Here is a 23,194-nt window from a genome sequence, read left to right on the forward strand (position 1 = left end):
TCTAATTCTCAATCGAGACAGGCATTTCCAACCCGTGCTCTTTCAACAAGGCGTGGCGCTTGGCGCTTTTGAGGTCCTCGGCCACCATCTCTTTACACATCTCTTCGGCACTGATCGTCGGCTCCCACCCAAGCTCCTTCTTGGCCTTCGACGGATCGCCCAACAGCGTCTCAACTTCCGCAGGCCGGTAATAGCGCTGATCAATCCGCACGATTGCATCACCGACTTTCAGCGCAGGCGCATCATCGCCCTCCACACTGTCGACAATCGCAACCTCATCCAACCCCTGCCCTTCGAACCGCAACCGGATGCCAAGCTCCAATGCGCTCCACGTGATAAAATCCCGCACCGAATGTTGTTTGCCCGAGGCGATGACAAAGTCATCCGGCTGCTCCTGTTGCAGCATCAACCACTGCATCTGCACATAGTCTTTCGCGTGCCCCCAATCGCGCAGCGCGTCGATGTTGCCCATATACAGGCAGTCTTCCAAACCCTGCGCGATATTCGCCAAGCCCCGCGTGATCTTACGGGTCACAAACGTCTCCCCCCGCCGCGGACTTTCGTGGTTAAACAGGATGCCATTGCAGGCATACATGCCATAGGCCTCGCGATAGTTCACAACCGTCCAATAGGCATAAAGCTTCGCAATGGCGTAAGGCGACCGAGGATAAAACGGCGTCTTCTCCGTCTGCGGCGTTTCTTGCACCAACCCATACAGCTCTGAGGTCGAGGCTTGATAAAACCGCGTCCGTTCCTCAAAGCCCAGAAACCGAATGGCTTCCAGCAACCGCAAAGTCCCTATCGCATCCACATCCGCCGTGTATTCAGGCGCCTCAAAGCTGACGGCAACGTGGCTCTGCGCCCCAAGGTTATACACCTCATCCGGCTCCACTTCGCGCAGGATACGCGTCAGGTTCAGCGTGTCGGTCAAATCGCCATAGTGCAGCTTCAGCCGAGGCGACGGATTGTGCGGATCTTCGTAAACATGATCAATCCGCTGCGTGTTGAACGAAGACGCGCGACGCTTGATACCATGCACCTCATAGCCCTTTTCCAAGAGCAACTCCGTCAGGAACGATCCGTCCTGCCCCGTGATGCCTGTGATCAATGCTCTCTTTGACATGCTCTTTTCCACTCTTCGGACCAAATCACGGTGTTTGGCCTAGTCCTTTAATTTGCTCACCGCTATCTGAGCGCCAGCCATCATCTTGAACCGATAGTGTGCCGGGAGCCGCCCAACAAAGGTATTCAACGCTCGAATAACGCCATCGCCCCACCAACCGCGCTGATGATAGTCATCCATCATCACGACACCGCCGACCTTCAATTTCGGATGCAAGGCTTCCAAATCGGACAGCACACCTTCATAGGTATGGTCACCATCGACATAGGCAAAATCAATCGCGCCCCCGTCGAATGTCGCCAACGCAGGAACCGAAAAGTCCCGTAGGATCGAAACCGACCCAGAAGCGATCTGTTGCGCAAATTTTTCTGCCACATGGTCGTGAATACGATCCATGCGCGCCTTGTCTTGAGCCCCCGCCAATGAGGCACCGCCTGCGGCATCATCCTGAACAGCCCAAGGGTCAATCAAGTAAAGATGCTTTGGCCGCAACTCTTCAACCAAGATGGTCGAAAACTCTCCCTTCCAGACACCGATCTCAACACAAACTGCTTCCTTCGGCATTTTTTTGAGCATGTCGCGTCGCAGCGCATCCTTCTTCTCGCGCTGCCGCGCCTGACGCGCGCGACGCTCTTCTTTGGTCATGTCCTGTGTCATAGCGCCTGTGCTTTCTCTTTTGAGCCATATAGGGTCGCCACAAAATCCGACCATTCCGGACGCGCCTTCAGCTCTGCCGCCTTCGCCCGATGCCAATCGCAAGCGTCTTCATGCAGCTTGCGCAAAGTCGTATCGGCCATCATCTCATCCTTAACGGCCTGCATGCCGGACATGTGCCGAAGAATGCTATCGTCTCTCTCATGGTTGTGGTTTAGCTGCTGCCAGTATTCCAATCCTTGATCTTGCCCCACATGATTGGTCCTGCCGCGATCACGCTTTACAAGGAAGCTATCTGTCGTCCGCACGGCATAGTGATGCACTCGGGCGAATCTATGCCCAAAGCCGCGCCAAATCTTCCAATCTACATCTGCAGCTTGTGTCGTCTGCCCCGCAGCATCGCGCCAAACAACCCCCTCATAAGGAGCCTCCGGGTTCGGAGCCTCGTCTGGATTGATCCTCGGTCGATGCGCTTTATAGCGGTGAAATTTACCGTTATTCCGAAATAAGGTTTTGAACGCGCGCGTCTTGTAATGCGGAAATTGATGCTCTCCAGTTGATTGCAAGAACAGCTCTGGCACAGGCTTATCTTCAAAGTCGTCTATCCCGCCATGGCCAAACATCTTCCAAGCAATCGAGATGGCGTCCGACGGACCAGAAGCATCGACCAGCTCACGGATTGATCCAGACGGTAAACGCACGTTGATATACTCATCAACGTCCAAACTCATCACCCAATCCCCCGCATGAAAGCTCGGATGCTTCATGGACAGGCTATGAGCACGATTTTGTGGCGTAGCGCGCGGACCCAACCGATTGCGCTCATGGTGGGCAAACCCCAAAGCCTGCAATCGGTCACCGATCAGGTCGGTCCCGTCAGAACAATCATTGGTATAAATCAGAATATCATCAAAACCGATAGACCGATTATAGGCCACCCAATCCAACATGAACGGGCCCTCGTTCTTCATCGTAGTGACAATCAAAAATGTTTCTTGTTCCGCCATTCAGCCGTCTCGCCTATCCAAACAAATCCACAATCTGCCGCAGCTCCTGCACGACCTTTTCCGGCGCCACCTGCGCCCTCATATCCGCCATACGGTCCAAACCCATCTGCCATTCCGCTGATCCAAAGGCCTCGCGTGCATGCTCAATCCCAGCACGCACAGAATTGGGGGAAGGATCAGGGATCAGAAAGGGATAGTCCTCCCCCAGGTAGTAAGTCGCGTCATGCACCTGCGTGTTGACCAGAACATTTGCTCCGACCACAGCAGCGTTAAAGCCCTTGGTGAAAGGCTTGGTCGGTAAAATTCCAAAGCTCCTCTTTGGGAACGGCTTGCGCACCGTGACGTGAAGGTTTGATTTAGGCAAAGCGTTCAAAAACCCATCTAACTCTGTCGGCTCATAGTCTGGGATCGACATGTCGTCAGGAAAAGCGGACCGATCCGCAATGTTCTCTAACATCCCGAAATAACCCAGCTGAAAATTGTCAATCTCGCGCGCGGAGATCTCTCCCAACCGTGGGTCCGCATGATGCCGCAAATGGCGGACTTGCGTGCCAGGAAGAGGTTTCAGTCCATTGAGGTTTTGAACCAGCTCCGCCTCAGCAAAGCGCGACGCGACGATGTGAACATCAAAGAACCCTTTCTCAAGCGGCCCAACGACAATGTCTAAATGATCAACACATATACCCGCGGCTACTTTGCGAATCTCAGCTCTGGTATCTGGCCCAATATTGGAGGCGGCCGATTTATGGAAAATCACAACCGCTCCTCGGCACGCGTCGATTAATTCCCGGACCTTGTGCCTGCGATCCTCTCGCGGAACAAAGGCTGTTTGAACATCATATTGGTCCGATGGCAACATATCAGCAGCCATTTGGCTCAGCTGATCGACACGCATCATCTTTCCACCCATGTGGATCTGCCCGCGCCTGTAAGCGAAAACGATTTTACAGCTCCTCGGCATCTTAAGCCGCCCGCCTTACAAAGCGAAATGCCGATTGCACCTCGTCTCTATAGGCCTGCCGCAAGGCAAATGAGTCGATCAAATGCACATCCAGATGCGGCGCGACAAACTCTGGCTTGGCCAGACCCTCGTCGCTCGGTGACATCGTCAAATCACGTATATCGAAAAATGGGATCGTCTCTCGTCGGCAGATCTGCTGCAAGATAGACTGCGCTATCACATTCCGCTCCGCATGTTGCTGGACAGAAACCAACGGCGCAATGGACCGAAAGGCAATGCGAAAATCAGATCGCGTTGGAAACGACTTGATCGTTGTCCGACGGATATAGGACTTTAGTCGTTCCTCTGAGATCAGCGTCGAAGGGTTCAACCCCTTTACTACAAAGCTCAATCCAAAGGACTGAGCATGGGAAATGAAAGCCTCATAGCGCTCCGTCAACCATGGCTCAAATTCAAGTGGACCCTTGGTCATGGTTGCAAAATAGAACCCTACTTCGGCATCCACCTGTCCAAGATTAAAACACACACGCTTAGGCCCAACCTTTGCGCACGCATCCGCAAAGGCGGCACTCAGCTGTCGACGAGATGTCTTTCGCGCGAACCCTGCTGCCGTTGCACCGGCTTTCCAAACAAGATGGCTGTATTTCCTTACATCATCATCTTGGCCGCCCTCGAACACGTTGTATTCAAAAGGCCGCACGTGTGAATCGCCGCAAAAGATCATCATGCGCTGACCCCTCCCCCGGCTTTGGTCGACGCCGCTCGATGGGTCAAATTCGCTTTCAGAAAATCGCGGAACTCTTGCCAATCATCCCGCGCACGCAATTCTGAAATTTTGGCCTTGTGCCATGCGACCGCCGCTTCGTGCAATTCCGACAAAGCAGGATCGGCCATCAACTCCAACCGCACGATTTCCGCACGCTCAACTGCTGGTAAGATCGTACGATCCTCACAAAGGTTGGCATTCATGTTGTTCCAATAGGTCTCAGCCTGATCATGGTTCACATGATTGGTCTTCCCTCGATCACGCTTGACCAAGAACCCATCAACGGACCGCACCACATAGTGATGCAGGCGTGCAAACTCATGCCCAAAGCCCGGACGCGCCCGCCAGGATACAGTCTCGTAGGGCATCAGCTGACCGGACCCATCGCTCCACCGAAGGCGTGGCGCAATGTCATCTGAGGCACCCTTGGGCCGATGCGGGCCATATCGCGGGAACGTCCCATTGTTGCGGGTGATTGATTTGAACCCCTGCGCGACCCCCGAATAGGGCGTTACCTCATCATCGCACATGAAAAACTGCTGCGTGACAGGTCTGTCTTCAAAGGTTTCGATTCCGCCGCATCCAAACAGCTTCCAAGCGAATGAGGCGACGTCAATCGGGCCGCCAGACACCTCTTCCAACTTGGCGATAAGCTCCGGAACGCCCGCTCCTAAAATCCGGATATTTAAAAATTCATCTACATCTAGGCAAAACGTCCAACCCGCCCGCTTAAACGCTTTGTGTCGCCGGACCCGACGCAACATCTGGTTTTGCGGACTGCCGCCCGGCGCAACCGCATTGTCGACGTGGATCGCGACACCAAGTTCGGTCAACCGCTCTGCGATTGCGTCAGTCCCGTCGGTACAATCGTTCGTAAATATCAAAAACTGATCGACACCCAAGGATTTATGATAGGCTACCCATTCCAGCATATAGGGGCCTTCGTTCTTCATCGTCGTGTAGATCAGGATCGGATCGCCAGCCATCAAATCACCTCGACAACGGATCTGACGGCCGGGGCGCAAACGGGAAAAGCCAGAGGTTTAGGTCCGGCCGGTTTCTCATATTCGGCTCATCCAATTCGGTAGGATACCAAGTGTTTGAAGCGGACCGGTCCACAAGCTCTGTCCGAATGAATGACGCTTCTAGCAAACCCGGCGTTACATAGTTTTCAATCTGTACCAACGGCCGCGCATTATTGGCATGCACATGGAACAGGGTGAAATGCCGGTTCAATTTTTCCATAACGACTTTGAATACCGGCGCAAATCTTGGGCGCGCAATTCGAGCCAGCCCATGGAATTCTACATAGATCTGATCAAACTTTGCTAAGACCGTTTCGGGCATGGTCGAGAACACATCCCACTCCGACCCTTCGACATCCATCTTCAGAATGGCACCATCAAGGTTTATCCCAAATCGCTCAGCGTGCGACTCAACAGTGAACAGCTTTTCTTCCGGCCGATCCCGACCAGCAACGCCTTCCTTATGAAAGATCAGGTTGTCGTGCACCACCGGCGCGCCGTCGATCGTGTGATCGAACTGCCAGACTTTGAACCCCGCTTCTGCCATTTCCAGATCGAAACTGACTTCGTTCGAAATGCCATAACTCAAAATAGCTTGCTTCGGATGCAATTGATCAGCGGCGACATAGCCTCCGTCCCCGCGGCGTCCGATGCGGAACTTATCGAGATCAATGTCCCATGGTGTTAGCAACGCCAACAGCTCAAAAATTCTATCATGATCGGTCGCGTCTTTCGACGCACCGGCACTGCCCATGTGTTTTTCGGTCATAACTGCCCGTTTTTTTTGCCGACACTACCAATGTCGCGGCAAAACAAAAGCCCTAGAACGTTCAGCTATTTGCAGTTGTTCCTATGGGGTGACACCTTCGTCAAACACGCCTGGCATCATATCTTCCCAAAACTCAAAGATCGTTTCGGCATTCAGTGCCGACATCCAGCCATGGGCCTCAAAGTCCTGACGCGCTGCCGCATCCTCAATCCGGCTCACGAAAAGCCGCTTATCCGCATCCCGCTGCGTCGGCGTCCGCGCCGCCACGGCATCCCGAACCGCCATCAGCTTGCGCGCGCGGGCAGAGGACGGCTTAGGCTCCGCCGGCTCCCCTGCCCCATAATCCGCCTTCAATGCGGCAGAGAGGTAGCTGATGGGGTTCTGCACACCCTTCTGCCCCTGGACGTAAGAGATTTTCTCTGCGACGTAGGCGTCGCCATGCTCATTGATCCACTGTCGCGCCAAACGGTCGCTGACCCCCTGCCCCCGTAGCCGATCATAAACAGGCGAATTTCGCGCACCTTCACCGTCATCAATGTCTAGGATTGCCAGCTGTGGGTTCTCTTTGATCTTGAACCGAATATGGCTCACCGCGCGGCCCATCTTACGGGTCTCCGGCGTTACAATGATGTTTGAGGTCTTATTCACCTCCGCCACCGCTGGTTTGATGATTTTTGCGTTGAGATGTTTGAACACCTCGTAATAAGTGCTGTCGCTCACACCCATCAGCCGCCGGAACAATTCCAACTCCCACCAACCGGTGCTGCCGGTGCGCACGAAGCGATAGCAATTCTCATAAAGCGCCAGCGCGTGCCCACTGGTGAACCGCCGCTGAATGTTGAGATTGATCAGCGCAAAGACTTTCGGATCGTGCAGCTTCTCCGCCAAGGCCGCCGAATAAGAATACTCGCAAACGCCGCCCTTCAGCTTGGCATAGGCCAGAAGACTCGACACCCCCCATTCCTGCTGGCCGTCGGCGTCAAGCATATCCCACTCGGCCAACGTCTCTACCAAACCGCGCAGCGACGCCTTCAGCGTTTCCATGTCGTTGGAGTTATAGCCGATCATCGCGCACAACGTCCGCGCATCGATCCGATGCGTCGTCTGATGGATCAGCGTGTCGTAGGCATTCAGCAGCAAGACATTCGACAGCTTGCGCTGCAACAACGTCAGCTTGCCACTCACATGGATCGCGGCCACGTTCTTCTTCACCGAACCGCGTCTCAGCGCGCCCGTCAGTTCGACGTTCATATCTTTGGCGGTCTGCTCTGCCATCTGTCCGACTCTGCTGGTCTTTCGCACAACTATGACAGAAAAGGCACCTCACGGCAACAAATCCTCAGGCACCTTTATACGGGTTCGGACCATCCCGTAGCCGGGTACCTTTCACGTAAGGTACCTTGATTTTCTTCGTCCAAAGGTATCCAAATACGGGACAGATACCATCACTGATGTGGATAACCCTGTGCATATCGACACAAACACGGGCCAACCCGAGTCTTGGTCCCTAAAACCCCGCGAATCGGCCCTGCTCCCCCTGCATCGGGCGCCCTTTCATCCCGCAAACCGGTACCTTTCATCCCGTATCGCGGCTCCCAATATGGCGTAACCTTATGATTATAATAGTCTTTTGAGAAATAAATACCTTAAAGACTCCAAACAGATAAAACAGCTTTAGTGCATATATTTTACCTTATTAGGCTCTATTCTGGCTCAGAATAAGCTTTCTGATTCTCAAATTCGATTTCATGTGCGATAGTTTGCGAGAAACCATAATAACTTGCAGACATTGAGGCAAACACATGTCATCCGCGTCCAAAGCGCCCCTGCCCCCTTATCTCAACATCGATCCGGCAACTGCAGCAGCCAAGCTCTCTGAACCTATCGACACCACACGATTCGCAAAAGCCGCCGCTTTCGCTGCGAAAGGTCGCGAGGATCTGGCAAAGCGCGGTCACGCTCCTGATGGCGCCAAACGCCTGCGCCGGTTCTCCACGTGGGAGGTCTGTCGCTATCTGATCCCCGTCGCCCCTTCGCACTTCCGCCGCGTCCTGAAGGCCAATCCGGACCTCCCCCAAGGCACCGGCGAGGGCAATTCCAAGTGGTTCACACTGGACGATGTCTTAACCTTGCGGAAACACTTTGCGAGTGAAGGTGCCGCCGACCGCGAATACCTGCCCTATCGGCCCGAAGGCCTGCCCGCCAAGATCATCAGTGTAGCGAACTTTAAAGGTGGCGTGGGCAAAACCTCCACCGCGGCGCATCTGGCCATGTCAGCCGCGCTCGATGGCTACAAAGTGCTGGTGATCGACCTCGACAGCCAAGGCTCCATGACCTCGATTATGGGCGGTCAGGTGCAGGACGAATGGCAAACGGCCTTCCCGCTGATGGCCAAAGATTTCGCCATGCACCTCGAAGCCGAAGCCAGAGAGTTTCGCAGCGAAACTCCGCAACTGGACGAAACGCTGCAAGAGGCGCGCAACATGTCCGCCCGCGATCTAATCCAAGCCACCCATTGGCCCAACATCGATCTGATCGGAGCCCAACTGAACCTCTACTGGGCGGAATTCCAAGTGCCTGTATGGCGGATGCAAAGCCGCTCTTGGCCGCTTTGGGATGCGTTAACCAACGCGCTGTCTGGTGAGGGTATCTTAGATGACTACGATGTAATCCTCCTCGATACGCCACCCGCCCTTGGGTACCTCACCATCAACGCGCTCGCCGCCGCTGACATCTTGCTGGTGCCGCTTGGCGCATCCTTTTTGGAGTTCGACAGCACCGGCCGATTTTTCGATATGCTCTACAGCACATTCGCCTCCATCGAAGACGGGGAAAACTCCGTCCGCCGTCAGCAAGGGTTGCCCGAAATGACGTTCGAATGGGACGCCGTGCGGGCCATCGTCACCCGCTTCGACGCCAGCCAGCAAACCGACCTGGCCAACGTCATCCAAGCCTATTTCGGCGACTTTATGACGACCTACCGGCAGGAGCTGACCGCCATGGTCGGACAGGCCGGAGAGAACGTGAACGGCATCTATGAAGCCGACTATCGCGACTTCAACCGCGATACCTACGTCCGTGGTCGTGAGACATTTGACCGCACATGGGCCGAGGTGAAAGAGGTGCTTTTGGGCACATGGTGGCGTGACCAACAAATGATGAAAGCTCAAGAGGAGCAGACCAATGGCTAAACGCAGACTGGAACCGCCAAGCGCCGATAAACTGGCCGAACTGGATGCAGAGTTTCGCAGCGAAACTCAAAAACGACCCAATCCCGCAACAGCTCCAATTGCGCAGGTCGCGGCGGAAACGGCCCCCTTGGGCACGGCCGAAAGCCCCGGCGCGCGGCTTAATCGGATGGACGCCGAACGGCTGAAAGACGCGGAAGAGAAGGGGCTTCTGATCCAAGAAATCCCGCTCGACCAGATCGATGAAAAAACCATGATCCGCGACCGCTCCGTTCTTGGGCGAGCGGAGCTGGATGAGCTCAAACTGTCGATCAGCGTCAATGGCCTGCGCCTGCCGATTGAGGTCTCTCAGAAAGAGGATGGCACCTACGCGCTGCTCTCCGGCTACCGCCGCCTTCTAGTGCACCGCGAAATGGCAGAGCAATACAAGAACGGCCCAACAACGATCAAAGCGGTTGTTGTGCCCCCCAAAGACCTCGCCAGCAGCTTTATCTCCATGGTCGAGGAAAACGAAGTCCGCGAAGATCTCAGCCATTTTGAACGGGGCCGGATCGCTGTTCTGGCCGCGCGTGAAGACGCGTTCAAAAGCACCGATCACGCCATCAAACAGATGTTCTTTTCCGCCTCCAAAGCGAAGCGTTCCAAGATCAAATCTTTCGCTGAGATTTTCGAAGCTTTTGGCGACTTGCTGACCTTTGCTGAAGAGATGTCAGAGCGCCGGGGCCTACGCATCGTGAACGCATTGCGGCAGGGCGGGGAGGACCAACTGCGCGACGCTCTATCCCGCATCGCTGCGCGCGATTTTGAGGACGAATGGAATGCGATAGAACCGATCTTGAAGCAGATCGAGGAGGGCGCTCCGAAGGCTAAAAAGATGGGCCGCCCAAAGGCCGTGACACCCGCAGGCTGGGTCGGGCGGGATACGCTCAAGCTGTCCACAGGCGTGACGCTGACCAAAGGCGTCGACAGCCATGGGTACTTTATCCGGCTCAAAGGACGCGCGGTGGATGTGGAAACAATTGAAACCGCAATGATCGAGCTGCAGCGTTTATTCGAAAAAGGGTAGTTTCGCTGCGAAACGCCCTTGAAATCTGTTTAAAATCAATCGGATAGATGATTGGTTGCCTCCGGCGGAAGTGTTTTTCTCAAAAGACTGGCAGGTGCTAGGCGGTAATCATCTGTCCGTCTTTTGTTTTCGGGAAGGGGATCATTTTGCCGCCTTCCTCATCATAGAGCTTCCACTGATAGCAAGAGAGGCCTTGGAAGAATCCGATCTTTACCGGCTGCAAAAGACCTTGGGCCTCAAGGTACTCATGGGCTTCTTTCAGCTTGTAGCCCGGGATCTTGGCGTTGAGGTGGTGTAGGTCGTGATAGCCAATGTTCATCACGGCTTTATGGAACAGCCAGCCCCAGTCGAGCACGGATGATCCATCTAGAGCGCCAGTGGCGAAATCCATATCAGGGCGGGTGCCCCAGTGGATGTTTTCAAAATTGTGCACAATGTAGGGGATCAAAACACCAAGCGTTGAAGTGAGGTAGACGATCAAAAGCCAAACCCAGAGGCCATTTGTACCCGCGATCAGGTAGGTCAAGCCTATCTGACCAAGTATCAGAAGGTTGTGGATGATCTGATCTCCGATCCCAGTTCTGAGGCAGCAAAGGGGAAACCGGCGGAGCAAAAGGTAGACAATGAATGGTCCGGTGAAGACCAAAACGAAAGGGCTGCGGTAAATGCGGTAGGCGAGGCGTTTCCAGAAACCGGACTGTTCCCATTCCCGCAGGGTCATTACGTAGATTTCAAACGTGTCGCGGCGGTCGAGGTCGCTGACATGGGCATGGTGGAGGTTGTGGTTATAGCGCGTCGCCTCATAGGGCGTCATGGCGATGGGAGAGAGGAGCTTGCCCGTGATGTCATTGGTCGAGCGCATCTTGAAAAACGACCGGTGGATGCAATCGTGCTGGATCATATAGATCCGCATGGTCATTGCGATGGTGATGACCATGGCTGGAATGAACAGCAAAAGGTTTGAGTACTGAGTGATGGCAATTAGGTAGGCTGGGATGTAGAGACCGAGGGTTCCTGCAAGTTCTCGCCATGCCCGTGGATTGTCTGACGTCGCAAATTGGCGGGCTGCTTTGCGCAGCTCCATCACACGGTCGCTCATTATGACCTCAAAAATTTATTAACGAATTAAAAACAGGCTAATGTGGATTGGCTTCTTTGATCAAGTGTTGTGTCACTTTTCGTCTTTGTCTGACTTTCGGTTCTGCAAATAGCGGATGCCAAAAAACAGGATGATGAAGGCTGCGGACCAGGCGAGGAGGTCGACAAGGTAGGCGGGCATTTCAAATTACTCCGAGGTGCTTTGGATACGACATAGCATTTGCGGCATTGATGGCGAACCGCAAAGTTAAGCTGTCACCCCTTGAGCGTAGCGAGAGAGGCGGTCGGCGAGGATGCCGACGGCGGTGTGTAAGATCACGGTGATGATTGCCAAGGTGATGAGGCTGGCAAACATCAGGTCGATCTTTACGCGTCCGCTGGCGAGCAGCATCAGATAGCCGAGGCCTTCTGACGATCCGACCCATTCGCCGATCACTGCGCCGATTGGGGCATAGACAGCAGCAAGTCGCATACCTGTCGCCAAGGAGGGTAGGGCGTGCGGGATGCGGATGCGGCGCATGATTTGGTTTTTGGTGGCGCCCATCGTGCGGGCGAGGTCGATGAGGCCGGTGTCCACGCGGCTGAGACCGTCGTGGAACGCTGAGGTGACGGGGAAGTAGATGATCAGAACCGCCATCACGATTTTGGAGGCCATGCCGTAGCCGAACCAGAGTGTCAGGATCGGCGCGAGTGCAAAGACCGGAACGGCTTGGGTGAAGACCAGAATCGGCAGCATCAGCCGTTGTAGGGTCTGTGAGCCGGCTAGTTGGATTGCCGTGACCGCCCCTAAGACCGTGCCGATTAGGAGGCCGATGATGACTTCGGTAATTGTCACTATCGCATGTTCAGCGATCAGGGCGCGGCTGGTGTAGGCCGCCTCCGCCACTTGCAGCGGAGAGGGCAGGATGAATTTCGGAACCCCCGTGATCCAGACAATCGCCTGCCAAAGGACCAGTCCCACCATCATCGCAGTGACGCCGTAAAACCACCTCATGCGCGGAACCCCCGCATATGCGCCAAGAGCTCTGATTGGGCTGAGAGCGTCTCTGGCGCGTCTACAGGGCGTATGGGCGGGATTGGCGGCACCGGCCACTGTTTCGCCTCTGAGGGCGTCAGGAGGACGATTTGGTGGGCCATACGGGCCGCTTCACCGGGGTCGTGGGTGACGAGCATGACCGTTTTATCTGTCAGCACCTCTGCCGCGAGTTCCTGCATGTCGGCTCGGGTGCCAGCGTCGAGTGCGGAGAAGGGCTCATCGAGAAGCACGATGGGCCGGTCTTCCATCAGCGTGCGTGCAAGGGCAGCGCGTTGGCGCATACCGCCGGAGAGGGCGGCGGGTTTCTTGGTTTGATGGTCTGAGAGGCCGACGCGGGCGAGGAGCGTTTGGGCACGGTCGAGGTCAGGTTTTTCATCCCGTAAACGGGCACCTAACACGGCGTTTTCCAGAACGGTCAGCCACGGCAGCAGCAGATCCGACTGCGCCATGTAACTGATGCGGTTGTCTAACGGCTTTGCGTCAGAGGTTTCGATGGAACCGGTGAAGGTGCCAGCGGTGTCGAGGCCAAGGATCAGACGCAGGATCGTGGATTTGCCGACGCCCGAGGGGCCGAGGAGGCAGGTCCATTCGGCTGCGGGTAGGGTCAGCGTGATGCCATCAAAGAGCGTGCGCCCGTCGATGGCATGGCTTCCTTGCAGCGTTATGGACGGCGCCTCGTTCACGCGCCGCGCAGACCCATGCTCCAGAAGCTGACTTCGAGTTCTGTTGCTCTGGTAAAGCGGTTCTGGAGGTGTGCCCAGCGGGGCGAGCTTTGCGGGTCATCGCCGAGGCGGCGGGCGACGGCGGCGTCGAGCATGGTACCGACGGTCTCGCAGACCTCTTGGTATTCCGCACCGGCGTAGGTGTTGATCCAGTCTTTGTACGGCTCTGCGTGGTCTGTACCGAGACGTGCGCCAATCTCGCCGTAACCAAAGACGCAAGGCGCGAGGGCTGCCATGAGATCAAGGAAATCGCCTTGTAGGCCCGCATCCATCACGTAGCGGGTGTAGGCGAGGTTTTCGGCTTCTTCGGCGGCAGTGAAAAGCGTTTCTTCGTCGATGCCTTCGGCGGCACAGGTTTGCACATGGAGTGCCATTTCGTGGTTGACCAGTGCGTCGACGGTGCCTGCGCAAACCTTCATTTCGTCCAACGTCTCGGATTTCACCAAACCCAGCGACCAGGCGCGAGAGAAGTGGATCAAGAAGACGTAATCCTGCACAAGGTAATGCAGGAAAGCCGTGCGGGGCAGGGTGCCGTCGCAAAGACCTTCCACAAAGGCGTGGCGGGTGTAATCCTCCCACGCCTGATCCGCGCCAGCCCGAAGGCTGGCGAAGGTTTTTCCGTAGCTCACGCTCATTTCGCGGTTACGTCGATGGTGATTTTGGACACTGGGTTGATGGCGGGGATCAGGCCCGCTTCGTTCAAGAATGCCTCAAACGCCTCATAGCGGCCTTCGTCCATCGCGGTGGGACGTAGGGCAAAACGTGGCAGGGTGTCGACCCAAGCGCGGGCGTTGAGTTCATCCTGAAGTTCTGCGGATGTGCCAGCGAAGATTTCCCAGCTCTCTTGCGGGTGGTTGACGATGTATTGTGTCGCAAGCTCTGTCGCGGCGAGGAAGCGGGCGATCATCTCTTTGTCCATCGTTTCGGTGTTGGCGACGTAGATCAGTTCGTCATAAGGCGGCAGGCCCTCTTCCTCGACGTAGAAGCAACGGCCAGCGACGCCTTCGATGTCCATCTGGTTCAGTTCAAAGTTACGGAAGGCGCCGATGACGGCATCGACTTGGCCGGTCATCAGGGATGGGGAAAGCGAGAAGTTGACGTTCACCAGTTCGATGTCGTCGAGTGTCAGGTCGTAGGTGTTCAGGACTGCACCCAGCACCGCCTCTTCTACGCCACCGACCGAGAAGCCGACCTTTTTGCCTTTCAGGTCCGCCGGTGTTTCGATCGGGCCGTCTTCAAGGGCGAGGAGGCAGTTGAGAGGCGTCGCAACCAGAGTGCCGACGCGCTGAAGTGGTAGACCTTCGTGGATTTGGAGGTGCAGTTGTGGCTGGTAAGAGATCGCGAGTTCGGCTTGTCCGGCAGCGACCAGCTTTGGAGGGTCGGACGGGTCGGCTGGGGCGATGACTTCAACCTCAAGGCCCTGATCGGCGAAATAGCCAAGCTCTTCGGCAATGATAATCGGGCCGTGGTCGGGGTTGACGAACCAATCGAGCAGAAGGGTCATTTTGTCTTGCGCCATGGCAGGAGCCGCTAAAAGCGCGGCGGCGGCGGTGAAAGTGGTAAGTTTCATGTGTCTGTTCCTTGGTTGGTGTTCGTGTCGCCCATGGCGATCAACAGGATTTCGCCGTCCCAATAGGACTGCAATTTACGGGCCGCTTGCCAGGCGCGCAGGCCAGAGCGGCAGGTGAGGATCGCCCTTTGGCCCTTTGCGGGCGTCGGGTGGGCGGTGTCGAAATCGGCGACCTGGTGGCGGAGTGCGGTGGGCGCGACGGGGGTAGGAGCCTCGTCGGTTTCGCGCAGATCTACGATGAAATCGTTTGGAGTCAGTTGGTTATGTGTTGTGAAGGTCAACTTTGTATCTGGTTCTGGCGCTGTGTCGAAACGGAATTGGTACGTGCGGAGCGTCGCGAAATCGACTTGCATCAACTGACCGAGCGGGGAGGGCGTGAGGCCTAGGATCGTGTTGATTGCCATTTGCGCCTGCATCGCGCCCAAGGTTCCGACGACAGGACCCATCACGCCCGCGGTGGCGCAGGTGGCGAGGTGTTGGGGCAGGTCAGGGAAGACAGCTCGGAGGGGTGGAGCCGTGCCGCAGAACCCGCCGACGTAGCCTTGCAGGCCGAGGGCGGAGGCTGAGATGAGAGGCTTGCCTTGGGTGAGGCATTCGTCGGAGGCGATGTAGCTTGCCGCAAAGCTGTCCGCGCAATCGAGGATGATGTCGGCGGCGGCGATCAGCTCTGGGGCTGTATCGGGGTTTAGCGTGCCGGTGATGGCTTTCAGCGCGACATCTGAATTGAGCTTCGCGAGGCGGGTGCAGAGCGTTTGTGCTTTCGGTTGCCCAACTTCGGCCTCAGTAAAGAGCGTTTGGCGATGCAGGTTCGAAAGCTCTACCGTGTCTGGGTCGATGATGGTGATTTGGCCGACGCCCGCAGCCGTCAGATATTGCGCGACAGGATGGCCGAGGCCGCCTGCGCCGATGATGAGCGCGTGTGCCTTGGTCAGTTTGCTCTGACCGTCCTGTCCCACTTCGGGCAGGATCATTTGGCGGGCGTAGCGGGTCATCTGGTGGCAGCGATCCAGTCTCTGACCCGCTGTTCGGGGTCTTCGTTGAGGGCGATGTCGGTGACGGCGCTGACGACATCAGCGCCGTGGTCAAAGGCCCCTTGGGCGCGCTCGACGGACATGCCGCCAATGGCGATGAGGGGCGTGTCACCGATGATCTCTTTCCAGATGGTGAGTTTTTCGAGGCCCTGCTCGTGCCATTTCATCTTCTTCAAGATGGTGGGGTAAATCGGGCCGAGGGCGATGTAATCGGGATTGAGTTCCATGGCGCGGCGCAACTCGGCTTTGTCATGGGTGCTGACACCGAGTTTGAGGCCAGCGGCGCGGATAGCGTCTATGTCGGATGTGTCGAGGTCTTCTTGGCCAAGGTGGATATAGTCGCAGCCTTCCTCGATCGCGATTTGCCAGTGGTCGTTGACGATCAGCGTGGCACCGGCGTCGTGGCAGAGATCGCGGGCGGTGCGGATTTCTTGGCGCAGTGTGCCTTCGTCGAGGTCTTTGGCGCGCAGTTGCACGAGCTTGATGCCAAGCGGCAGTAGGCGGCGGAGCCAGTCGGTGCTGTCGAAGATCGGGTAGAAGCGGTCGAGGGTCATGATTTGGCACCCCTTGTTTGCCCTTTGCGATGATCGCGCGTGGACCTCCAGGGGAGGCGTGAAGCGCCCTCCCCTCGGGGGGGAGGTCCGGGCGCTGCCCGATTTTGTCGGGCAAAGCGACTACAGAACATCATGACAAGAACGCCTTTCCGATCACAGGAGTGGACGGGGCGGCCATATCTCGCGGTTCCATCGGGTCGCTGATCTGCGCCTGGACGCCAGCTTTGATCGCACTGGCGAAGGCTTCGGCCATCAGTGCCGGATCACCCGCTTTGGCGACTGCAGTGTTCAAAAGCACGGCGTCATAGCCCAGTTCCATCGCTTGCGCAGCGTGGCTTGGAAGGCCCAGGCCTGCGTCGACGACCAGCGGGATATCGGGAAAATGTGCGCGCATGGCGCGCAGGCCGAAGACGTTGTTCAGCCCTTGTCCCGAGCCGATGGGTGCGCCCCATGGCATCAGCACTTCGCACCCCGCATCCACCAGCTTGCCCGCGACAACGAGGTCTTCGGTGCAGTAGGGGAAGACCTCGAAACCGTCCTCGGAGAGGATTCGCGCGGCTTCCGTCAGGCCGAAGACATCCGGTTGCAGTGTGTCCTCTTCCCCGATGACTTCGAGCTTGATCCATTTGGTGCCAAAGACCTCGCGCGCCATATGCGCGGTGGTCACGGCCTCCTTCACGGTGTGGCATCCTGCGGTGTTGGGCAGGATGTGCACGCCGAGGTCCTTGATCAGCGCCCAGAAGTCTTGGCCCGCGCGATCTTGTCCGCTTTCCCGGCGGAGCGAGACGGTGGCGACCGATGCGCCGGAGCGTTTGAAGGCATCTGCGAGGATCGCGGGTGAGGGGTATTGCGCGGTGCCAAGCATGAAGCCGTTGGCGAGGGTGACACCGTAGAAATCGCGCATCGCTCAGCCCCCCTGCATCGGGGCGAGCACTTCGATCTGGTCGCCTTCGGTGAGGGTGTGAGAGGAGCGCAAAGTCGCTGGGACGAAATCTCCATTCACAGCCGTTGCGACAGTCGCCTCGGCGTAGCCGTTTTCATCCAGCACCGCGTCGAGGGTCGTGGCCTCGGTGGTGATCGGGTCGCCGTTAAGCAGCAGTTTCATCCATCACCTCCGGTGTTGCGTTGTCAAAGATCGCCTCGGCCACCATGCGGGCGAGAGCTGGGGCCAGAAGGAAGCCGTGGCGGAAAAGGCCGTTGGCTTGGATCAAATTCCCGTCGCGGCGGATGCGCGGCAGGTTGTCGGGGAAGGCAGGGCGGTTGTCGACGCCGGTTTCCAGGATCTCGGCCTCTCCAAACGCGGGGTTCAGCGCATAAGCGGCAGAGAGGAGTTCGAGAAGCGAGCGGGCGGTGACGTGTTTGCTGGCGGTGGCTTCGATCTGGGTCGCGCCCAACATGAAAATCCCGTCGCCCCGCGGCACGATGTAGAGCGGTATTCGGGGATGAAGCAGGCGGATTGGCCGGCTCAGGGTCACATCGGGGCAGGAGAGGATCAGCATTTCGCCTTTCACGCCGCGCAGGTCTTCGAGCGTGTCTTTCGCCGTGAAGCCCCGGCAATCCACGGTCAGACCGTTAGTGGCGTGGGCCTTTGGGTCGGCCTCTTCGGTGATGAAGTTGACACCCGCTTGGATCAGCTTTTCGCGCAGGGAGGCGAGGGCTTGGCGCGGGGCAAGGTGCGCCTCGGTTTCGAAGTAGAGGCCTTTTGAGAAACGACCTTCGAGATCGGGTTCTAATGCGGCGATCTCGGCGCCGTTCACCTCTTTGAACTGACTCGTGCGGCGGGCGAAGCGGCGCAGATCGGCCTCGTCGCGCGTAGGTGAGATGACGAGGGAGCCGTTGCGGGTAACCGCTCCGGTGTGAAAGTCCCACCAGTCTGCGGCTTCTTGGCCTAAGCGGATCACGGGTTCTTCGGCGCTTTCCCCTTCGCAGTGGGGCGCGAGCATGCCACCGGCCCACCACGAACAAGCATGGGGCCCGGGTGCGCCGCCTTTGTCATAGACGGTCACCTCGGCCCCACGGTTCAGCAGGTTCTGCGCCACGCACAGGCCCGCCACACCGCCGCCGATGATGGTGACTTGGGTCATCCTAGCTCCACATACCGTGGAAGTGATGCACGGGGCCGTGGCCCGCGCCGATGTCGATGTCGTCCGCTGCCTTGATCGCCGCGTGCAGGTAGCTGTGGGCAGTTTCTACGGCGGTTACCATGTCCACCCCCTTGGCGAGATTCGCGGCAATGGTTGAGGAATAGGTGCAGCCGGTGCCGTGGGTATTGCGGGTGTTGATCCGAGTGGCGGAGAATTCGTGGCTGCCGGCTTTGGTCAGTAGCAGGTCGGTGCAAGTGTCGCCTTCGGCATGGCCGCCTTTCATCAGGATCGCCTTGGGGCCAAGGGCGCGGAGGGCTTCGGCTTGAGACAGCGCGTCTGCTTCGGTTGCGGCCTCGGAGGTTTCCAAGATGCGGGCGGCTTCAGGCAGGTTGGGTGTCAGCAGATCAGCGCGCGGCAGGATGATGGATTTGAGGGCGTCCACGGCTTCATCTTGCAAAAGCGCATCGCCGGATTTGGCGATCATCACGGGGTCGAGCACCACAGGACCGTCGTAATCTGCAAGCGCCTTGGCGACGGTTTCGATCAGTTCGGGTGAGAAGAGCATCCCGATCTTGATTGCGTCGGGGCGGATGTCGGTCAAAACGGCTTCGATCTGTGCGCCGACGACATCTACCGGAATCGGATGGACGGCTGTAACGCCCATGGTGTTCTGTGCGGTGATCGCGGTGAGGGCAGATGTGCCAAAGACGCCATTTGCGCTGAAGGCCTTGAGGTCGGCTTGAATCCCCGCGCCGCCGCCGCTGTCAGAACCTGCGATTGTCAGTGCCTTTGCGACCATGATGGCCCCCCATTTGAAAGGGCGCATCAAGCGGGGGATTTACGGATTGGCTACGGTTTGCTTCGCACTGTTACCCGTTCCCTACGCCGGAATTGCCCGGATCAGGTTCGACGGGTCGGTATCGCTACCTCTCAGCCAAATGGCCCCCCGACGGATTTGGGAGGTGTTTAGCTTACGTGGGGGGAGGGCGCAAGGAGGACCCTGTCGGAGGTCCGTTTCAGACCAGCGATTTTATTATGCTGAACTCTGCGGCGCGATACGTGGCAATCGGCGTCGCTATGGTACTGGGCATTTGGGTGTTCACGACCTTTGGATCGATCATCACGGCGCTTTGTACGCGGTTGACTATGGATCTGCTTGATCTTTTCTCTGGGTTGCAAACCGGCTTGATCACAGATGCTGTTGGCGATGCGCAATCGTTCGCGCTTTTCCTCATCCCGAATACTCTTGCGATTTAGTCTCTGGTTTTGCTTTTCAGGCGCGTACCCAAGGCTACTGCCTAACGTCTTTGTTTTTTGAGCGACTTACCCATTGGTGCTGGCGAATCCTGAGGTATGGGCACTAGGGTAGCCGTAAAAGAACGGGTGCTTGTGACTCGAGACGGTGGCAGTGACCCCTCATTTCGGGTCGAGACATTTCGAATAGAGTTTTATTCGCTAGGAACATTCATTGGGTACAACCGCTATCTTACACATCGGGAGCCGCAAGGCCGGTTCAACAACGCTTCAGAACGATCTTTTTTCTTGGCGTCACGCCTTGAAAGACGAAGGCATTTTGATCCCTGAATTCGAAGGTCGTCGCATAAATGAAGATGCGACGAGGGCATTTTTTGATGAAAATACAAATGACCCCAAGTTAGAGAAGGTGTTTTCAAAAGTCTTTCGAGATATTGAGAAGACCCAGCCTAAGTATGTTTTTCTCTCGAGTGAGTATCTTTATGAGAATGCGTATCTTGCCGCCAACGTCAAAAGATTGCTGTCGGAAGTATGTAATGAGATCAGACCTGTATTGATGTTGCGGGAGCCCGCTGGCTATTACTTGTCTTGGGTCCAGCAATGGCTCAAGGCGACTGACCGTTTGGACGATCCCGCGACCTGGGCTGCAAACTACCGAAAAAATATCTCTGTCTGGAGGTCTGTGTTTGGAGATCAGCTTGTCATTGTCCCCTTTGAAGCGCGTTCTTTTCCCAAAGGTTTGTCTGAGTGTTTTCTTGAAAACTTCTTTGAAGTTGATTTGGGTAAAGTGGAATTGGCGGAACGCAAATCCTCAAACGTGTCGGAGTTTCGAGAAGTTACCTTTTTGATGCAGGAGTATTTTCGACACTGTTACCCGGATCAGCCGCGTGAATTCAGGAGGGAAACTCGCCTTATAAAGAAAACCCTGCAAGAGGTGGCGGAAGCTGAAGGCCTCGGATCCCGAGCAGATCTGTTGCCAAAAGTGCAAGAGATTGTTCTGTCAAACCATCGCGATGACCTCTTTTGGTTGCGTGAGGTCGAAGGGATAGAGTTTAGCGCGCTAGATTATTCTCAACTAAAAGCACTTGGTTCGACGTCGCTCACACAGGTGGGGCGGTACCAGAGGTTTCAAGATATTGTCGGCATAGATGAAACCCGCGCTAACTTGATCCTAATGAAGGGGATGCAGCAAATGTCCAAACGTATTTCACATCTTGTTTCGACTAAGAAGCGCCTTACGGATAAGGTGAGCCGTTTGTCCGGGGAGCAAAGCCGGGAATACCTGAACGGTTAAAATTAACTTTCCCGCCCTTCGGGATACTGAGAGAGATTTAAGATATGAAAGTTGATGGCGTGCATTACCGGTCGCTTTGGTGGAACGAGTCGGATGCGGCTTTAGAGATAATCGATCAACGTTGGTTGCCACATGAGTTTGTGACGCAGCAGCTGGGGTCTTTGCAGGATTATGCCACGGCTATTTATGAGCTGCGAGTGCGCGGGGCGCCATTGATCGGGGCAACGGCGGCTTACGGGGTTGCCTTTGCCATGCAGCAGGAGCCGACGGATCGGGCGTTTGAAGAGGCGTATAAGGTGTTTCATGCGACGCGGCCCACGGCGATCAACTTGAAATGGGCATTGGATCGGGCGCGGGCGGTGGTGATACCTTTGGCGGAAGCTGAGCGGTTCCCGGCGGCGTTGCAGTTTGCCCATGATCTGGCCGATGCAGATGTGGAGACCAATCGGATGATTGGGGTTCATGGGCTAGAGATCATTCGCGAGATTGCGGCGGGGAAACCTGCTGGCGAGCCGGTGAACTTGTTGACCCATTGTAACGCGGGATGGATTGCTACCGTAGATTGGGGGACCGCGACTTCTCCGATGTATCACGCGCATGACGCGGGCATTTCGATCCACACCTGGGTGGATGAGACGCGGCCGCGGAACCAAGGGTCGCTGACCTCTTGGGAGTTGGGCAGTCATGGCATTCCGCACACCTATATTGTCGATAATGCCGGTGGGCATCTGATGCAGCACGGGCAGGTCGATATGGTCATTGTCGGCACGGATCGGACCACGCGGGCGGGTGACGTGTGTAATAAGATTGGGACGTATCTGAAAGCTCTGGCGGCGAAAGCAAATGGGGTGCCGTTTTATGTGGCTTTGCCGTCATCCACGATTGACTGGACGGTTCGGGATGGTCGCAAGGAAATCCCGATTGAGGAACGCGACGGGCGCGAGATCAGTCACATCTTCTGGGGCAAGAATGCTGTGGGTGAAGTGACCGAGGTTCAGATCACGCCCGATGGGGTCCAGGTGGCGAATCCTGCGTTTGATGTTACTCCGGCGGGGTTGGTGACGGGTTTGATTACTGAACGGGGTGTTTGTGAGGCGTCCGAAGAGGCCTTGGCAGCGATGTTCCCAGATTTGGCAGGCTGATGGTTTACGAGAAAACAACAGAGACGCGGCAAGCGATCATTGACGCCTGTTTGCGGATGAATGCGGAGGGGATCAATCAGGGCACCTCTGGCAATATCTCTGTCCGAGTGGGAGAGGAAATGCTGATCACACCGTCCGGTATTCCCTATGACCAGTTGACGCCGAAGGATATTATTCGGGTTCGGTTGGAGAGCGGGCAGGTGCGTGGGCTTCATAAACCGTCGTCAGAGTGGCGGTTCCATTGCGACTTGTTACAGGCACGGCCCGATATGCAGGCTGTGGTTCATGCCCATCCGGTGCATTGCACAGCGCTTTCGATGCTGCGGCAACCGCTGCCAGCTTGTCACTACATGATTGGGTTGTTTGGCGGATCAGACGTGCCGGTTGCCGGCTATGCGCGCTATGGGTCAGCGGCGCTTTCAGAGGCGGTCGTCGCGGTCATGGAGGATCGGCACGGGTGCTTGATGGCCAATCATGGCGCGACCGTACTGGGCGAAGACCTTGGTAAAGCGCTTTGGCGTTTGGGTGAGTTGGAGATCCTCGCACAGAGTTATTTAGCAGCCCGGGCGGTGGGCGAGGTTGTATTGCTGTCGGATCAGGAGATGGCTGAAGCGATTGAGGCGTTTAAGGATTATGGGCCGAAATGAACAGCTGCTGACCTACAGTTCTTTGTGCATCGTATGCTTTTCCTGCTGCTGACTTTCGCCGGTAAAAGTGTGTTGATTTGCGATAACAATTGCGCCGATCTAGAATCATTGGCGAGAGTTTAGAAACGAAATTGTGGCACCGGCCCTCTGGCTTACTTCGACAGCACGTCGAGCCGTGGTGAAAAAGAGCTTAAGAAACTAGG

25 protein-coding genes and 1 riboswitch are annotated in these 23,194 nt (G+C 56.5%); of the genes, 6 read left to right on the forward strand and 19 right to left on the reverse strand.

The features are described from left to right. Position 1: 1 nt before the first annotated feature. The 8 genes from gmd to BUA85_RS11505 all read right to left on the reverse strand — a co-directional run bounded on the left by gmd (position 2) and on the right by BUA85_RS11505 (position 7,580). A complete protein-coding gene (gmd, locus tag BUA85_RS11470; protein WP_072901231.1) occupies positions 2-1,123 on the reverse strand; it encodes a GDP-mannose 4,6-dehydratase in 1,122 nt (373 codons plus the stop codon). Positions 1,124-1,162: 39 nt separating this feature from the next. After that, positions 1,163-1,780, reverse strand: a complete 618-nt coding sequence (locus tag BUA85_RS11475; RefSeq protein WP_072901233.1) for a class I SAM-dependent methyltransferase — start codon at positions 1,778-1,780, stop codon at positions 1,163-1,165. After that, positions 1,777-2,784, reverse strand: a complete 1,008-nt coding sequence (locus BUA85_RS11480) for a glycosyltransferase family 2 protein (RefSeq protein ID WP_072901235.1) — start codon at positions 2,782-2,784, stop codon at positions 1,777-1,779. Before BUA85_RS11480 ends, BUA85_RS11475 begins: the two co-directional genes overlap by 4 nt. A gap of 13 nt (positions 2,785-2,797) precedes the next feature. Then, complete coding sequence (locus BUA85_RS11485) at positions 2,798-3,694, reverse strand: hypothetical protein (protein ID WP_072901237.1); 897 nt, start codon at positions 3,692-3,694, stop codon at positions 2,798-2,800. A gap of 52 nt (positions 3,695-3,746) precedes the next feature. Beyond that, a complete protein-coding gene (locus tag BUA85_RS11490) occupies positions 3,747-4,472 on the reverse strand; it encodes a hypothetical protein (RefSeq protein ID WP_072901239.1) in 726 nt (241 codons plus the stop codon). Continuing rightward, positions 4,469-5,497: a glycosyltransferase family 2 protein gene (locus BUA85_RS11495; RefSeq protein ID WP_242649055.1), complete on the reverse strand. Its 1,029-nt coding sequence runs from the start codon at positions 5,495-5,497 to the stop codon at positions 4,469-4,471. The genes BUA85_RS11490 and BUA85_RS11495 overlap by 4 nt, the downstream gene beginning before the upstream one ends. Positions 5,498-5,501: 4 nt before the next feature. After that, the gene (locus BUA85_RS11500; RefSeq protein ID WP_072901241.1) at positions 5,502-6,305 is read right to left on the reverse strand and encodes a class I SAM-dependent methyltransferase; all 804 of its coding nucleotides are present in this window, start codon (positions 6,303-6,305) and stop codon (positions 5,502-5,504) included. An 81-nt stretch (positions 6,306-6,386) separates the two neighbouring features. Continuing rightward, complete coding sequence (locus BUA85_RS11505) at positions 6,387-7,580, reverse strand: replication initiation protein (protein WP_072901243.1); 1,194 nt, start codon at positions 7,578-7,580, stop codon at positions 6,387-6,389. Between the two features lie 527 nt (positions 7,581-8,107). On the opposite strand from BUA85_RS11505, the gene BUA85_RS11510 reads away from it, so the two are divergent. Beyond that, positions 8,108-9,496 carry an AAA family ATPase gene (locus BUA85_RS11510; RefSeq protein WP_072901245.1) on the forward strand — a complete coding sequence of 463 codons (1,389 nt, stop codon included), beginning with the start codon at positions 8,108-8,110 and terminating at the stop codon, positions 9,494-9,496. Further along, positions 9,489-10,559: a ParB/RepB/Spo0J family partition protein gene (locus BUA85_RS11515; RefSeq protein ID WP_072901247.1), complete on the forward strand. Its 1,071-nt coding sequence runs from the start codon at positions 9,489-9,491 to the stop codon at positions 10,557-10,559. The genes BUA85_RS11510 and BUA85_RS11515 overlap by 8 nt, the downstream gene beginning before the upstream one ends. A 97-nt stretch (positions 10,560-10,656) precedes the next feature. Here BUA85_RS11515 and BUA85_RS11520 read toward each other — a convergent pair whose 3' ends face one another. From BUA85_RS11520 to thiD, 11 genes are all read right to left on the reverse strand, one after another. Continuing rightward, on the reverse strand, positions 10,657-11,658 hold the full coding sequence (locus tag BUA85_RS11520) for a fatty acid desaturase (protein ID WP_083526265.1): 1,002 nt from the start codon (positions 11,656-11,658) through the stop codon (positions 10,657-10,659). 246 nt (positions 11,659-11,904) lie between these two features. Next, a complete protein-coding gene (locus BUA85_RS11525; RefSeq protein ID WP_072901249.1) occupies positions 11,905-12,651 on the reverse strand; it encodes an ABC transporter permease in 747 nt (248 codons plus the stop codon). Beyond that, positions 12,648-13,376 (reverse strand): ABC transporter ATP-binding protein, encoded by a 729-nt coding sequence (locus tag BUA85_RS11530; protein ID WP_072901250.1) that lies wholly within the window; start codon positions 13,374-13,376, stop codon positions 12,648-12,650. Before BUA85_RS11530 ends, BUA85_RS11525 begins: the two co-directional genes overlap by 4 nt. After that, positions 13,373-14,050, reverse strand: a complete 678-nt coding sequence (gene tenA, locus BUA85_RS11535) for a thiaminase II (protein WP_072901252.1) — start codon at positions 14,048-14,050, stop codon at positions 13,373-13,375. Before tenA ends, BUA85_RS11530 begins: the two co-directional genes overlap by 4 nt. Next, positions 14,047-14,985: an ABC transporter substrate-binding protein gene (locus tag BUA85_RS11540; protein WP_072901253.1), complete on the reverse strand. Its 939-nt coding sequence runs from the start codon at positions 14,983-14,985 to the stop codon at positions 14,047-14,049. Before BUA85_RS11540 ends, tenA begins: the two co-directional genes overlap by 4 nt. Then, positions 14,982-15,977: a HesA/MoeB/ThiF family protein gene (locus BUA85_RS11545; protein WP_072901255.1), complete on the reverse strand. Its 996-nt coding sequence runs from the start codon at positions 15,975-15,977 to the stop codon at positions 14,982-14,984. Before BUA85_RS11545 ends, BUA85_RS11540 begins: the two co-directional genes overlap by 4 nt. Beyond that, positions 15,974-16,570 carry a thiamine phosphate synthase gene (locus BUA85_RS11550; protein WP_072901257.1) on the reverse strand — a complete coding sequence of 199 codons (597 nt, stop codon included), beginning with the start codon at positions 16,568-16,570 and terminating at the stop codon, positions 15,974-15,976. Before BUA85_RS11550 ends, BUA85_RS11545 begins: the two co-directional genes overlap by 4 nt. A gap of 130 nt (positions 16,571-16,700) precedes the next feature. Continuing rightward, complete coding sequence (locus BUA85_RS11555; protein WP_072901259.1) at positions 16,701-17,474, reverse strand: thiazole synthase; 774 nt, start codon at positions 17,472-17,474, stop codon at positions 16,701-16,703. A gap of 3 nt (positions 17,475-17,477) precedes the next feature. Continuing rightward, positions 17,478-17,675, reverse strand: coding sequence for a sulfur carrier protein ThiS (gene thiS, locus BUA85_RS11560; RefSeq protein WP_072901261.1), 198 nt, complete (start codon positions 17,673-17,675; stop codon positions 17,478-17,480). Beyond that, a complete protein-coding gene (thiO, locus tag BUA85_RS11565) occupies positions 17,659-18,654 on the reverse strand; it encodes a glycine oxidase ThiO (RefSeq protein ID WP_072901263.1) in 996 nt (331 codons plus the stop codon). The genes thiS and thiO overlap by 17 nt, the downstream gene beginning before the upstream one ends. 1 nt (position 18,655) lies before the next feature. Then, positions 18,656-19,453: a bifunctional hydroxymethylpyrimidine kinase/phosphomethylpyrimidine kinase gene (gene thiD, locus BUA85_RS11570; RefSeq protein ID WP_072901265.1), complete on the reverse strand. Its 798-nt coding sequence runs from the start codon at positions 19,451-19,453 to the stop codon at positions 18,656-18,658. Between the two features lie 61 nt (positions 19,454-19,514). Continuing rightward, a riboswitch (TPP riboswitch) is annotated at positions 19,515-19,613 on the reverse strand. A 76-nt stretch (positions 19,614-19,689) separates the two neighbouring features. Here thiD and BUA85_RS11575 point away from each other — a divergent pair. The 4 genes from BUA85_RS11575 to BUA85_RS11590 all read left to right on the forward strand — a co-directional run bounded on the left by BUA85_RS11575 (position 19,690) and on the right by BUA85_RS11590 (position 22,991). Next, complete coding sequence (locus tag BUA85_RS11575) at positions 19,690-19,911, forward strand: hypothetical protein (protein WP_131802802.1); 222 nt, start codon at positions 19,690-19,692, stop codon at positions 19,909-19,911. Positions 19,912-20,122: 211 nt separating this feature from the next. Continuing rightward, complete coding sequence (locus BUA85_RS11580; RefSeq protein ID WP_072901268.1) at positions 20,123-21,202, forward strand: hypothetical protein; 1,080 nt, start codon at positions 20,123-20,125, stop codon at positions 21,200-21,202. 44 nt (positions 21,203-21,246) lie between these two features. After that, positions 21,247-22,344 carry an S-methyl-5-thioribose-1-phosphate isomerase gene (mtnA, locus tag BUA85_RS11585; RefSeq protein ID WP_072901270.1) on the forward strand — a complete coding sequence of 366 codons (1,098 nt, stop codon included), beginning with the start codon at positions 21,247-21,249 and terminating at the stop codon, positions 22,342-22,344. Beyond that, the gene (locus BUA85_RS11590) at positions 22,344-22,991 is read left to right on the forward strand and encodes a class II aldolase/adducin family protein (RefSeq protein WP_072901272.1); all 648 of its coding nucleotides are present in this window, start codon (positions 22,344-22,346) and stop codon (positions 22,989-22,991) included. Before mtnA ends, BUA85_RS11590 begins: the two co-directional genes overlap by 1 nt. Positions 22,992-23,194: the final 203 nt, after the last annotated feature.

It is taken from the genome of Cognatiyoonia sediminum, assembly GCF_900129845.1.
Classification (GTDB): domain Bacteria; phylum Pseudomonadota; class Alphaproteobacteria; order Rhodobacterales; family Rhodobacteraceae; genus Cognatiyoonia; species Cognatiyoonia sediminum.